The organism is Pseudomonas sp. NPDC077186 (assembly GCF_044543505.1).
In the GTDB taxonomy this organism is placed as follows: Bacteria; Pseudomonadota; Gammaproteobacteria; order Pseudomonadales; family Pseudomonadaceae; genus Aquipseudomonas.
In genome coordinates this window covers 108,602-121,746 of sequence record NZ_JBITWE010000002.1, presented here as the reverse complement: position 1 = coordinate 121,746, position 13,145 = coordinate 108,602, and the positions used below count along the sequence as shown (strand labels likewise).

Sequence of the window (13,145 nt, the reverse complement as noted above, 5' to 3'; positions counted from 1 at the left end):
GCTCAGCGCCGCCGTGCGCTGTAGATGCGAAAGCCGTCGGCCTCGGCCAGGGTGCGGCAGGGGCCGAGGTGGCGCTCGATCAGCGGCGGGTACTTGAGGAAGCTGTTGGCCACCAGGCGCAGTTCGCCGCCGATGTTCAGGTGGGCGGCGGCCTGGGTCAGCAGGTTCTCGCTGGCCTGGTAATGGGTGTGCACGCCCTGGTGAAAGGGCGGGTTGCTGACGATGGCGGCCAGCCCTTGTGGCGCCGACTCGATGCCCGTGCCGGCGATCAGCTCGGCGTCCAGTCCGTTGCGCGCCAGGGTCAGGCGGCTGCTGGCCAGGGCGAAGGCGTCCACGTCCAGCAGGCTCAGGCGGCTGACCGGGTAGCGGCGCTTGAGCGCGGCGCCGAGCACGCCCGCGCCGCAGCCGAAGTCCAGCAGATGGCCGTGCGGCAGGTCGTCGAGGTGCTCCAGCAGCAGCGCGCTGCCGCGATCCAGGCGGCCGTGGGCGAACACCCCGGGCAGGCTCACCACCTGCAGCGGGCCGTCGGCCAGCGGCAGGCTGTAGACCTGGGCCAGGGCGTCGAGATCGGGCGCGGCGGGCGCCTGTTCGACCTGTACGCCCCACAGCTGGCAGTGACGCGCGCTGTCCAGCTTGCGCGGCGTGCCGTAGGCGGCCAGCTGCTTGGCCGCACGCTCGATACCGCCGCGCTTCTCGCCGACCAGGTACAGCGGGCGGCCGCTCAGGCGCGCGGCCAGGGCCTGCAGCAGGTAGTCGGTCAGTTCGCGCGACTTGGGCAGAAACAGCACGGCGGCGGGGTAGTCGCCTTCCGGCATGCGGGTGTCGAACTGGCTGCGCCCGGCAAAGCGCGCCTGCAGCAGCGCCTGCTCGCCGGCGTGCCAGCTCCAGCCGCGCGCCTGGGGCAGGGCGCCGAGCAGGTCGTCGGCCGGCAGACCGGCCAGCAGCAGCTCGCCGCCGAACAGCTCGGCCTGACGCAGGAGAACTTCGCTTCGCGGGTCCATCGGGGGCTCCTGAAAAAGCTGCGCAGCTTAGCCGACCAGCCGCCGCGGCGCACCGGCGAAGAAGGCCGCGGCGTTCTCCGCCACCTGGCCGACGATGCGCTGGCGCGCCTCGCGACTGCCCCAGGCGTTGTGCGGCGTGACGATCAGGCGCGGGATGTCGGCGGCCAGCAGCGGGTTGTCGTCTTTCGGCGGCTCCTGGGTCAGCACGTCGCTGGCGGCGCCGCCCAGGTGGCCACGGCGCAGCGCGTCGGCCAGGGCCTGTTCGTCGACCAGGCCGCCGCGCGCGGTGTTGATCAGAAACGCCTGCGGCCTCATCAGCGCCAGCTCGGCGGCGCCGATCAGGTTGCGCGTCTGCTCGTTGAGCGGGCAGTGCAGGGTCAGGGCGTCGACCTGCGGCAGCAGCTCGTGCAGGGCGATGCGGTCCTCGCGCGGCGGCCGCCCCGGCAACTGGCCGAGCAACACGCGCATGCCGAAGGCTTCGGCCAGGCGCGCCACCGCGCCGCCCAGTTCGCCGTGGCCGAGCAGGCCGAGGGTCTTGCCCTCCAGCTCGACTATGGGATGGTCGAGCAGGCAGAACTGGCTGGCCTGCTGCCAGCGCCCGGCGGCGACGTCGCGCTGGTAGTCGGGCAGGCGGGTGGCCAGGGCCAGCAGCAGCATCAGGGTGTGCTGCGCCACCGACGGCGTGCCGTAGCCCTGGCAGTTGCTCACCAGCACGCCATGGGCGCGGGCGGCGGCCAGGTCGATATTGTTGGTGCCGGTGGCGGTGACCAGCACCAGCTCCAGTTCGGGGCAGGCGGCGAAGGTGGCGGCGCTCAGCGGCACCTTGTTGCTGATCGCCACCTGGGCGCCCTGCAGGCGTTCGGCGACCTGCTCGGGGGCAGTCTGGGCGTGCAGGGTCAGTGCGGCGAAGGCCTGCTGCAGGGGCTGCAGGTTGAGGTCGCCGAGGTCGAGGGAGGCGTGGTCGAGGAAGACGGCGCGGGCGCTGTTGCTCATCAGCTGTACCTTTTCGCGGAGGGGGCGCAGGAGTAGATTGGCGAGCCTACCAGACCTCGCCTGTCGCTGCGGAGCCACCATGTACTGGACCGAGTTTCTCACCGTTGCCCTGATCCACCTGTTGGCCGTGGCCAGCCCGGGGCCGGACTTCGCCATCGTGGTGCGCGAGAGCGTGGCCCATGGTCGTCGCGCCGGGCTGTTCAGCGCCTTCGGCGTGGGCACCGGGATCCTCGTGCACGTCACCTACTCGCTGCTCGGCATCGGCCTGATCGTGTCGCAGTCGATCGTCCTGTTCAACGCGCTGAAATGGCTGGCGGCGGCCTACCTGCTGTATATCGGCATCAAGGCGCTGCGCGCGCGCCCGGCCGATCCGGCCAGCGCCGAGCTGAGCCTGGCGGCGGGCGAGCGCAGCGCTCGCGGCGCCTTCGTCAGCGGCTTCGTCACCAATGGCCTGAACCCCAAGGCGACGCTGTTCTTCCTGTCGCTGTTCACCGTGGTGATCGACCCGCATACGCCGGTGCCGGTGCAGGCCGGCTACGGCCTCTACCTGGCCGCGGCGACCGCTGTCTGGTTCTGCCTGGTGGCCTGGCTGTTCAGCCAGCGGCGGGTGCGCGCCGGTTTCGCGCGCATGGGGCACTGGTTCGATCGGTTGATGGGCGCGGTGCTGGTGGCCATCGGCGTGAAGCTGGCGCTGAGCGAGATGCGCTGAACGCAAGAGCCCCGCAACTGCGGGGCTCTGTCGTGATGGCCTGGCTTACAGCAGCTCGATGGCGACCGCGGTGGCCTCGCCGCCGCCGATGCACAGCGAGGCGACGCCGCGCTGGCCGCCTTTCTTCTGCAGGGCGTTGATCAGGGTGAGGATGATCCGCGAGCCGGTGGAGCCAACCGGGTGACCCTGGGCGCAGGCGCCGCCGAAGACGTTGACCTTGGCGTGATCCAGGCCGTGTTCGCGCATGGCCAGCATGGTCACCATGGCGAAGGCCTCGTTGATCTCGAACAGATCGACCTGATCCTTGCTCCAGCCGGTCTTCTTGAACAGATTGGTCATGGCGCCGATCGGCGCCAGGGTGAACTCGCTCGGCTCCTGGCTCTGGGTGGCGTGGGCGACGATCCTGGCCAGCGGCTTGAGGCCGCGCTTGGCCGCTTCATCAAAGGTCATCAGCAGCAGGGCGCTGGCGCCGTCGGAGATCGAGCTGGCGTTGGCCGCGGTGATGCTGCCGTCCTTGCGGAACGCGGGACGCAGGGTCGGGATCTTGTCCAGGTTGGCGGTCAGCGGCTGTTCGTCGTCCTTGACCAGCACCTCGCCTTTGCGGCTGGCGACGGTGATCGGCACGATCTCGGCGTCCAGCGAGCCGTCTTTGATCGCAGCCTGGGCGCGCTTGAGCGACTCGATGGCGTAGGCGTCCATCTCTTCGCGGCCGATGCCGTACTTATCGGCGGTTTCCTGGGCGAAGGAGCCCATCAGGCGGCCAGTGCGGGCGTCTTCCAGGCCGTCGAGGAACATATGGTCCTTGATCTCGCCATGGCCCATGCGCAGGCCGGTGCGTGCCTTTTCCAGCACGTAGGGGGCGTTGGACATGCTTTCCATGCCGCCGGCGATCATCACCTGGTTGCTGCCGGCCTTGAGCGCGTCGAAGGCCATCATCACCGCCTTCATGCCCGAACCGCACAACTTGTTGATGGTGGTGCAGTCGGTGGCGGCGGGCAGCCCGGCGTTGAGCGCGGCCTGGCGTGCCGGGCCCTGCTTGAGGCCGGCGGGCAGCACGCAGCCCATGATCACTTCCTGCACCTCGGCCGGGGCGATACCGGCGCGGCTGACCGCCTCGCGAATGGCGGCGGCGCCCAGGTCGACGGCAGGCACGCTGGCCAGGCTGCCTTGGAAGCCGCCCATGGGGGTGCGGGCGCCGCTGACGATGACGATATCGGACATAGTTGTTACCTCGAACGAAAGTTGGGCTGGTCGCAGCCTGTTTCGCGACCGGCTGCATGGCTGGATTCTAACCTGTGACCGAAATCGGCCAAAGGGTCACGCGGCAAATCATTCTTTGGGCTGATTTCGCCCCGCCGGCGCCGCTCTAGAGTCGCAGCATCCCTTCCTTGTGCGCCTTCAGGTGACTCCATGTTGCAGACCCGACTGATCCCTTCCGCCGCCAACGCCCACGCCTACCCGCTGCTGATCAAGCGCCTGCTGCTGTCCGGCAGCCGCTACGAGAAGACCCGCGAGATCGTCTACCGCGACCAGCTGCGCTACAGCTACGCCACCTTCAACGAGCGCGTCGCGCGCCTGGCCAACGTGCTGAGCGAGGCCGGGGTCAAGGCCGGCGATACCGTGGCGGTGATGGACTGGGACAGTCACCGCTACCTCGAGTGCATGTTCGCCATTCCGATGATTGGCGCGGTGCTGCACACCATCAACATCCGCCTGTCGCCGGAGCAGATCCTCTACACCATGAACCATGCCGAGGACCGCTTCGTGCTGGTCAACAGCGAGTTCGTGGCGCTGTACAACGGCATCGCCGGCCAGCTGACCACGGTGGAGAAGACCCTGCTGCTGACCGATGGCGAGGACAAGACCGCGGCGCTGCCGAATCTGGTCGGCGAGTACGAGAGCCTGCTGGCCGCCGCCAGCCCGCAATACGACTTCGCCGACTTCGACGAGAACTCTGTGGCCACCACCTTCTATACCACCGGCACCACCGGCAACCCCAAGGGCGTGTACTTCACTCATCGCCAACTGGTGCTGCACACCCTGTCGATGGCCGCCACCGTCAGCTCGCTGGACAGCATTCGCCTGCTGGGCAACGACGACGTGTATATGCCGATCACGCCGATGTTCCACGTGCATGCCTGGGGCGTGCCCTACGTGGCCACCATGCTCGGGGTCAAGCAGGTCTACCCGGGGCGTTACGAGCCGGAGATGCTGTGCCGCCTGATCAAGGAGGAGAAGGTCAACTTCTCCCACTGCGTGCCGACCATCCTGCAGATGGTGCTCAATGCACCCAACGCCCAGGGCCACGACTTCGGCGGGATGAAGATGATCATCGGCGGCAGCGCGCTGAACCGCTCGCTGTACGAGGCGGCCAAGGCGCGCGGCATCCAGCTGACCGCGGCCTACGGCATGTCCGAGACCTGCCCGCTGATTTCCTGCGGCTACCTCAACGAGGAACTGCGCGCCGGCAGCGAGGACGAGCGCACCGCCTACCGGATCAAGGCCGGTATCCCGGTGCCGCTGGTGGAGGCGGCGATCATGGACGGCGAGGGCAAACTGCTACCCAGCGACGGCGAGGCCCAGGGCGAGCTGGTGCTGCGCGCGCCCTGGCTGACCCAGGGCTACTTCCGCGAGCCGGAGAAGGGCGAGGAGCTCTGGGCGCACGGCTGGCTGCACACCGGCGACGTGGCGACCATCGACGGCATGGGCTTCATCGAGATCCGCGACCGCATCAAGGACGTGATCAAGACCGGCGGCGAGTGGATCTCCTCGCTGGAGCTGGAGGACCTGATCAGCCGTCATCCGGCGGTGCGCGAGGTGGCGGTGGTCGGCGTGCCCGACCCGCAGTGGGGCGAGCGGCCGTTCGCCCTGCTGGTGCTGCGCGACGGCCAGGCGCTGGATGCCAAGGGGCTCAAGGAGCACCTCAAGCCTTTCGTCGAGCAGGGCCATATCAACAAGTGGGCGATTCCCACGCAGATCGCCCTTGTTACCGAAATTCCCAAGACCAGCGTCGGTAAGCTGGACAAGAAGCGCATCCGCGTCGATATCGCCCAGTGGCAGGAGGCCGGCAGCGCCTTTCTCTCCACCCTATGAGTAGCGGTTTGACTGGGCGGCGGAAATGACCGCTCAGTCAAACAAGCGTTTGGCTTGCTAATTGCTGTTTCACGTCCATGCTTGGCTAGTCGCAGGCCTTGAAACCGGCGAGCCAGAGTGCCTGGGGGCTGCAAATCACACTTTCGAGGGATCAAGCAGTAATACCCGCTGGCTATAGTCCAAGCATCCATAACAAAAAATAGATGGAGTAGCGTCGATGACAAAAACAACACCTTACTGGCGCCTGGCGAAACTGCCGCTGGCCGTCAGCCTCGCTTCCACCCTCGCCGCTCCGGCATTCGGCGTCACTTTCAATATCGGCGAGATCGAAGGTCAGTTCGATTCGCAGCTGTCCGTCGGTGCCAGCTGGGCGGTGCGCGGCGCCGACCCGAGCCTGGTGGGGAGCCGTAACGGTGGCGAGGCCTCGTCCCAGACGGGCGACGACGGTCGCCTGAACTTCAAGAAGGGCGAGACCTTCTCGAAGATCTTCAAAGGCATCCACGACCTCGAGCTGAAGTACGGCGATACCGGTGTGTTCGTGCGCGGCAAGTACTGGTACGACTTCGAGCTGAAGGACGAGAGCCGCCTGCTCTACGACATCGACGACAGCAACCGCAAGACCGCCGCGCAATCGTCCGGCGTGCAGCTGCTCGACGCCTTCCTCTATCACAACTACGCCATCGGCGACCTGCCGGGCAGCGTGCGCGTCGGCAAGCAGGTGGTGAGCTGGGGCGAGAGCACCTTTATCCAGAACTCGATCAACTCGATCAACCCGGTGGACGTCTCGGCATTCCGTCGTCCCGGCGCCGAGATCAAGGAAGGCCTGATCCCGGTCAACATGTTCTATGTGTCGCAGAGCCTGACCGACAACCTCTCGGCCGAGGTGTTCTATCAGCTGGAGTGGGACCAGACGGTTCTCGACAACTGCGGCACCTTCTTCGCCGTCGATGTGGTGCAGGACGGCTGCGTCGATCGTCTGGCCGTCGATGGCAGCGATCTCGGTGGTCCGGGCAGCCCCGGCTACAAGTACGTGGGGCGCATGGGCGACAAGGACGCGCGCGACAGCGGCCAGTACGGTATCGCACTGCGCTGGTTCGTCGAGGAGCTGAACAATACCGAGTTCGGCTTCTACACCATGAACTACCACAGCCGTACGCCGATCCTGTCCTACAAGGCGGGGCAGAGCGTCTACCTGTTCCCCGACTCTGTAGAGAATCCGGCCACTGGCGAGCTGTTCGCCAAGTACGGCCTGGAATACCCGGAAGACATTCGCCTGCATGGCGTGAGCTTCGCCACCAACGTCGGCTCCACCGCGGTGAACGGCGAGCTGAGCTATCGGCCGAACATGCCGATGCAGATCAACACCACCGACCTGACCCTGGCCGCTATCGCTCAGGGTCCTGTAGCCGGTGGGCTCGGCGTGCCGACCAATCTGCCGATCTTTACCAGCGGCCATGCGGCGTTCGGCGAGGGTGAGATGTTGACCGGTTATGTGCGCAAACCCATGACCCAGGCGCAGGTCAGCGTTACCCAGTTCGTCGATCAGGTCGCCGGCGCCGAGCGCCTCACCCTGGTGGGCGAGGTGGGCTACTCGCACGTCAGCAACCTGGGCAAGAACGAGCTGCGTTTCGGCCGTGCCCCTGAGTTCGGTGCTGGCGCCTACCCCAACAACAGCCTCTGCACCGGTATTGCCAACCCGGCGAACCCGCAGAACTGCGACGACAAGGGTTTCTTCACCAACACCTCCTGGGGTTATCGCCTGCGTGCGGTGCTCGACTACAACAGTGTGTTCGCCGGTGTGAACCTCAAGCCCAGCCTGTCCTGGTCGCATGACGTGGACGGCTACGGCCCGACCTTCAACGAAGGCAACAAGGCCATCAGCCTGGGCCTGGATGCCGAGTACCAGAACACCTACACCGCCAGCCTGTCCTACACCGACTTCTTCGGTGGCGAGTACAACACCAATATCGACCGCGACTTCGTCGCGCTCAGCTTCGGCGTGAACTTCTAAGCGGCCAGGAATTTCGAGGAATCATGATGCGAATGAAAACAACAAAAACTCTGTGGCAAAGCGGCGTCCTGACCCTGTCCCTATTGGCCAGTGGCGTGATGGCGGCAGTATCTCCGGACGAAGCGGCCAAGCTGGGCACCAGCCTGACGCCGCTGGGCGCCGAGATGGCCGGCAACGCCGATGGTTCGATTCCGGCCTGGACCGGCGGCCTGCCGGCCAATGCCGGCAGCGTCGACGGCAAGGGCTTCCTCTCCGATCCCTTCGCCAGCGAGCAGCCGCTGTTCACCATCACCGCGCAGAACGTCGAGCAGTACAAGGACAAGCTGACTCCCGGCCAGCTGGCGATGTTCAAGCGCTACCCGGACAGCTACAAGATGCCGGTCTATCCGAGCCACCGTTCGGCCAGCCTGCCGCCGGCGGTGCTCGAGGCGACCAAGCAGAACGCGGTCAACACCAAGATGGTCGAGGGCGGCAACGGCCTGGAAAACTTCCAGACCGCCAACCCCTTCCCGATCCCGCAGAACGGTCTGGAAGCGATCTGGAACCACATCACCCGCTACCGCGGCGGCAGCGTGCGTCGTCTGGTCACCCAGGCCACGCCGCAGGCCAACGGTTCCTACTCGCTGGTGTACTTCCAGGACGAGTTCACCTTCCGCGATGCGCTGACCGACTTCGACGCCAGCAAGGAAAGCAACGTGCTGTTCTACTTCAAGCAGCGCGTCACCGCCCCGTCGCGTCTGGCCGGTAACGTGCTGCTGGTGCACGAGACCCTCAACCAGGTCAAGGAACCGCGTCTGGCCTGGCTGTACAACGCCGGTCAGCGTCGCGTGCGCCGCGCTCCGCAGGTGTCCTACGACGGTCCGGGTACCGCCTCCGACGGCCTGCGTACCTCCGACAACTTCGACATGTACAACGGTGCACCGGACCGCTACAACTGGCAGCTCAACGGCAAGAAGGAGATCTTCATCCCCTACAACGCCTACAAGCTGGATTCGCCGAGCCTGAAGTACTCCGACATCATCAAGGCCGGCCACATCAACCAGGACCTGACCCGTTACGAGCTGCACCGCGTCTGGCACGTGACCGCGACCCTGAAGGACGGCGAGCGCCACATCTACGCCAAGCGTGACTTCTTCATCGACGAGGACACCTGGCAGGCCGCGCTGATCGACCACTACGACGGTCGCGGTACCCTGTGGCGCGTGGCCGAGGCTCATGCCCAGTACTACTACGACAAGCAGGTGCCCTGGTACACCGTCGAGACCCTGTACGACCTGCTGTCCGGTCGTTACCTGGCCCTGGGCATGAAGAACGAGGAGAAACAGGCCTACGACTTCAACTACAAGGCAGCCGGCAGCGACTACACCCCGGCGGCGCTGCGCCAGGCGGGCGTGCGCTAAACCCTCGCGTCCTGCAACACGGAGAAGCCGGCCTTGTGCCGGCTTTTTCGTTGCTGCGCGCCGGCTTTCTTGGGCTGAGCACATGGCGCAGCCTGGTCAGCCGGTGTCGGCATCGCGGCGGACAAGCCTCTGGTATGTCCGCCCTACGGGGCCGCGGCCAGTCGAGGCCTGGTCTGCCAGGCGCAGCGCTTGCGCTTGCCCACTGGCTTTTTCGTTACCGACTGTAGCCGGCGCTTCAAATGGTCAGTGCAAGCCGCTAGGCTGGGTTCAGGTCGCGCCCGCTGCAGACACGAGACTTCCAAGAATTGGCCGATGACTGACCTTTCCCGTTCGCCAGGTTTCCCCTACATGCCGGCCACGCCGGTCGAAGCCCGTTTCTACCGGCCGCCGCTACCGGCAGGGCATACGCCCCGCGAGCGCTTGTGCCAGCGCCTGGAGGAGGGGCTGCAGGGGCGTCTGCTGCTGGTCTGTGCGCCGGCCGGGTTCGGCAAGAGTTCCCTGGCCATCGAATTCTGCGAGCGCCTGCCGGCCCATTGGCACAGCCTGTGGCTGGGCCTGAGCGAGCGCGATCGCGATCCCGGGCGTTTTCTCGAACGCCTACTGCAGGGCCTGCAGCAGTTCTACCCGAGCCTGGGGGAAGAGGCGCTGGGCCTGCTGAAGATGCGTCAGCGCCATCAGCCCTTCGCCTTCGAGCAGTGGCTCGACGGCCTGCTCGATGAACTGGCCCATGAACTGGACGGCGGTCAGCCGCTGCTATTGGTGCTGGACGACTATCACCTGGCCCAGGGGCCGGTGCTCGACCGTTGCCTGCAGTTCTTCCTCAATCACCTGCCACCCGGCGTCCTGTTGCTGGTGACCAGCCGCCAGCGGCCGGACTGGCACCTGGCGCGTCTGCGCCTGTCGCGCCAGCTGCTGGAGCTAAGCGAGCAGGATCTGCGCCTGACCGCCGACGAGCTGGACGCCCTGCTGGCCAGCCAGGGCGCCTGCCTGGAACGCCAGCAGGTCGCCGGCATCCTGCAGCGCAGCGAGGGCTGGGTCGCTGGCTTGCGTCTGTGGCTGCTGGCCGGCGAGGACCTGGGCGGCGAGGCGCCGGCCAGGCTCGAGCTGCATGGCGGCGAGGGGCTGATTCGCGACTACCTGCTGGAGGAGGTGATCGAGCGCCAGCCGGCCGAGGTGCAGCAGTTCCTCTACGACACCGCCTGCCTGGAGCGCTTCTGCGCCGAGCTGTGCGACGCGCTGCGCGACAGCCACGACAGCGCCGCGATCATCCGCCAGCTGCAGGCCAACCAGGTGTTCCTGGTGCCGCTGGACGAGCAGGGGCGCTGGTTTCGCTACCACCATCTGTTTTCCGATCTGCTCAACGCGCGTCCGGCCGAGGGCCTGAGTCGCTCGCGCGGCAGTTCGCACCTGCGCGCCTGTCGCTGGTTCGCCGCCGAGGGCATGCTCGATGCTGCCATCGAGCAGGCGCTGCTGGCCGGCCAGGCCGACGTCGCCGCCAGCCTGGTGCAGAACCTCTCCGAGGAGCAGCTGCTGGCCGAGCAGAACGTCGCCATGCTGCTGCGCTGGAAGACCAACCTGCCGGACGAGCTGCTGGCCAGCACGCCGCGGCTGATCATGCTCTATGGCTGGGCGCTGGCGCTGGCCTGCCAGCTGGATGCGGCGCAGGAGCTGCTCGAGCAACTGGGGCGCTTCCTGCCGGCGGCGGATGCGCCCAGCCAGTGCAGCCTGCTGGCGCAGTGGCAGGCGCTGGACGGGGTGATCGCCCGCGGTCGCGGCGACGCCGGGCGGGCCGAGCGGCAATGCGCCGAGGCGCTGGCCGGCTTGTCCGCGGAGCGCTACGGCCCGCATTTCATGTGCCTGTCCACCCTGGCCAACCTGGCCATGGTGCGCGGCGATCTGTGGCGCGCGCGCGGCCTCAATCGCGAGGCGCTGGAGCTGGCGCAGCGCATCGACAACCCGCTGTTCGAGGCCCTGGCCCATTACGAGCGGGCGCGCGTGCTGCAGGCCCGCGGCGAGGTGTTGCGCGCCCTGGACGAAGTGCGCCAGGGCCTGGCGCGCCTGCAGGACCTGGCGGCGCAGCGTAGCTATTCGGTGCGCGCGCGGCTGACCCTCTACGAAGGCTACCTGCTCAGCCTGCGTCTGCAGCCGCAGGCGGCGCCACGCCTGCGCGCCGGCATCGCCGAGGCGCGCGCCTGCCGCGATGTCGGCGTGCTGATCGGCTATTGCGTGCTGGCCAGCCTGGAAGGGCGCAGCGGCCGGCCGGCCGAGGCCTTCGCCCTGCTCGGCGAGGCCGAGCGGTTGATGCACGTGTGGGACGTGCCGGCGATCTACTACCTGGCGATGATCACCCTGAGCAAATGCGAGCTGTGGCTGCGCCAGGGCCAGGTCGAGCTGGCGGCGGCCTGGCTGCCGCAACTGGGCGAGACCTACGGTGCCCAGGGGCGGGCCGTGGCGCCGGAGTTCCACCCGCAGCTGGCGCTGCATATCGATGTGCAGCAGGCCGCGCTGGAGCGCCTGCAGGGGCAGACGGAGGCGGCCGAGCGGCGCCTGCGCGCGCTGCAGCAGCGTGCCCACGGCCTGGGCGGGCAACTGGTCGGGCTGATGGCGCAGGCGCAACTGACCCAGTTGCTGCGCCAGAACGGGCGCGAGCGCGAGGCGCAGCAACAGTTCGACGCCTGCCTGGAGGTGGCGCAGGGCGGTGCCTTGCTGCCCTTCGTCGAGCTGCTCCAGCACCAGCCGCAGTGGCTGCGCGAGCGTCTGCTCGCACGGCCGGTTTGCCCGCTGCGCGAGGCCCTGCTCGGGCAGTTGCCGACGGGGCAGGGCGAGGGCGAGGAGGCGCCGACGGAGGAGGGCGTGCTGACCGAGAAACTCAGCGCCCGCGAATTGGCGGTGCTGCAGCTGATCGCCGGCGGCTGTTCCAATCAGGAGATCAGCGAGCGCCTGTTCATCTCCCTGCACACGGTCAAGACCCACGCCCGCCACATCAACAGCAAGCTCGGCGTCGAACGCCGCACCCAGGCGGTGGCGCGCGCCAAGGGCCTCGGCCTACTGCGCTGAGCCCGGCAGCGACAGGTCCAGCGCCGGTGCCTTGGGCGCAGGTTTCAGCGGCTGCGCCAGCTTGGCCTGCACGTCCCGATGGATCATCTGCAGCACTGGCAGCAGCTCGGCCATATTGCTCTGCACCTGGGGATAACGATGGCCGCTCGCCAGCCCGTCGATGCGCGTCAGCAGCTGCGCCTGCACCTCGGCCGGCAAGTGGACGAACAGCTCCGGCAGTTGCTGGCTCAGTTCGGCGCTGTACAGCAGCAGCTCGTCGCGGCCGAAGGCCTGGGTCAGCTCCAGATAGTCCAGCGCGCTGCCGGTGAGCATCGCCGCCGCCGCCTTGGTCTCCTGCAAGCCCTGCAGGCGCACCGGGTTGCTCTGCTCGCTCTGCGACAGGGTCATCCAGAATTCGGTGGTGAGGGTGAAGAGGATGGCCTGCTGGCGCAGCGAATGGCTCATCAGGCCGAGGGCCTCGGCGGCGTAAGGCTGCTGCTTGGCGCGAAAATCGAAGTACAGGCGCATCAGCTCCTTGAGCTGGAACAGCACTTCGCGCGCCTCGTTCTGCCGCAGCTCTAGCGGCGCGTAGATATTCAGCTGCGGACGAAAGTTCTCCGCCGAGACCATGCGCTGGTAGATCGGCCCGGTGAATTCGCCGCTGCGCCGCGGCAGGGCGCCCGCCTGGGTCTTGTCGATCTGCTCCAGGGCCGCGTGCAACTGCTGGTAGTCGCCGCTGCGCCAGGGCTGGTGGATGTCCGGGATGCGCTGGCCCAGGTAGAACAGCTCGGCGGCGCCGGCCTGCGCCTGGCAGACCAGCAAAAGGATGGCCAGCGGCCAGAGCAGGCGACGTGCTAGGGTGGGCGACACGATGAACTTCCGCGGCTAGAGGCGGCTCCAGA

General features: G+C 67.4%; 9 protein-coding genes. 5 read left to right on the top strand and 4 right to left on the bottom strand.

What is annotated here, in order from left to right; translation table 11 throughout:
• Positions 1–2: 2 nt before the first annotated feature.
• Positions 3–1,001, bottom strand: a complete 999-nt coding sequence (locus ACIGKL_RS09180) for a methyltransferase (RefSeq protein WP_397486358.1) — start codon at positions 999–1,001, stop codon at positions 3–5.
• A 27-nt stretch (positions 1,002–1,028) separates the two neighbouring features.
• Positions 1,029–1,994 (bottom strand): 2-hydroxyacid dehydrogenase, encoded by a 966-nt coding sequence (locus tag ACIGKL_RS09175; RefSeq protein ID WP_397486357.1) that lies wholly within the window; start codon positions 1,992–1,994, stop codon positions 1,029–1,031.
• A 79-nt stretch (positions 1,995–2,073) separates the two neighbouring features.
• Here ACIGKL_RS09175 and ACIGKL_RS09170 point away from each other — a divergent pair, with 79 nt between their 5' ends.
• Entirely contained in the window at positions 2,074–2,703 is a 630-nt protein-coding gene (locus tag ACIGKL_RS09170; RefSeq protein ID WP_397486356.1) for a LysE family translocator, read from the top strand.
• Positions 2,704–2,748: 45 nt separating this feature from the next.
• Here ACIGKL_RS09170 and ACIGKL_RS09165 read toward each other — a convergent pair whose 3' ends face one another.
• Positions 2,749–3,924, bottom strand: a complete 1,176-nt coding sequence (locus ACIGKL_RS09165) for a thiolase family protein (protein WP_397486355.1) — start codon at positions 3,922–3,924, stop codon at positions 2,749–2,751.
• Between the two features lie 189 nt (positions 3,925–4,113).
• Between ACIGKL_RS09165 and ACIGKL_RS09160 the strand changes: the two genes are divergently transcribed.
• From ACIGKL_RS09160 to ACIGKL_RS09145, 4 genes are all read left to right on the top strand, one after another.
• Positions 4,114–5,796 (top strand): fatty acid--CoA ligase, encoded by a 1,683-nt coding sequence (locus ACIGKL_RS09160; protein WP_397486354.1) that lies wholly within the window; start codon positions 4,114–4,116, stop codon positions 5,794–5,796.
• 217 nt (positions 5,797–6,013) lie between these two features.
• A complete protein-coding gene (locus ACIGKL_RS09155) occupies positions 6,014–7,807 on the top strand; it encodes a DUF1302 domain-containing protein (RefSeq protein ID WP_397486353.1) in 1,794 nt (597 codons plus the stop codon).
• Between the two features lie 32 nt (positions 7,808–7,839).
• Positions 7,840–9,207, top strand: a complete 1,368-nt coding sequence (locus tag ACIGKL_RS09150; protein WP_397486352.1) for a DUF1329 domain-containing protein — start codon at positions 7,840–7,842, stop codon at positions 9,205–9,207.
• Positions 9,208–9,519: 312 nt separating this feature from the next.
• Entirely contained in the window at positions 9,520–12,264 is a 2,745-nt protein-coding gene (locus tag ACIGKL_RS09145) for a LuxR C-terminal-related transcriptional regulator (protein WP_397486351.1), read from the top strand.
• Here ACIGKL_RS09145 and ACIGKL_RS09140 read toward each other — a convergent pair.
• A complete protein-coding gene (locus ACIGKL_RS09140; RefSeq protein ID WP_397486350.1) occupies positions 12,253–13,113 on the bottom strand; it encodes a hypothetical protein in 861 nt (286 codons plus the stop codon). The two genes, ACIGKL_RS09145 and ACIGKL_RS09140, sit on opposite strands and share 12 nt — an antisense overlap.
• Positions 13,114–13,145: the final 32 nt, after the last annotated feature.

What these genes read in the sequence shown, in the direction of transcription:
- ACIGKL_RS09180 (WP_397486358.1), bottom strand. Translation starts at nt 1,001, where the DNA reads ATGGACCCGCGAAGCGAAGTTCTCCTGCGTCAGGCCGAGCTGTTCGGC.
- ACIGKL_RS09175 (WP_397486357.1), bottom strand. Translation starts at nt 1,994, where the DNA reads ATGAGCAACAGCGCCCGCGCCGTCTTCCTCGACCACGCCTCCCTCGAC.
- ACIGKL_RS09170 (WP_397486356.1), top strand. Translation starts at nt 2,074, where the DNA reads ATGTACTGGACCGAGTTTCTCACCGTTGCCCTGATCCACCTGTTGGCC.
- ACIGKL_RS09165 (WP_397486355.1), bottom strand. Translation starts at nt 3,924, where the DNA reads ATGTCCGATATCGTCATCGTCAGCGGCGCCCGCACCCCCATGGGCGGC.
- ACIGKL_RS09160 (WP_397486354.1), top strand. Translation starts at nt 4,114, where the DNA reads ATGTTGCAGACCCGACTGATCCCTTCCGCCGCCAACGCCCACGCCTAC.
- ACIGKL_RS09155 (WP_397486353.1), top strand. Translation starts at nt 6,014, where the DNA reads ATGACAAAAACAACACCTTACTGGCGCCTGGCGAAACTGCCGCTGGCC.
- ACIGKL_RS09150 (WP_397486352.1), top strand. Translation starts at nt 7,840, where the DNA reads ATGAAAACAACAAAAACTCTGTGGCAAAGCGGCGTCCTGACCCTGTCC.
- ACIGKL_RS09145 (WP_397486351.1), top strand. Translation starts at nt 9,520, where the DNA reads ATGACTGACCTTTCCCGTTCGCCAGGTTTCCCCTACATGCCGGCCACG.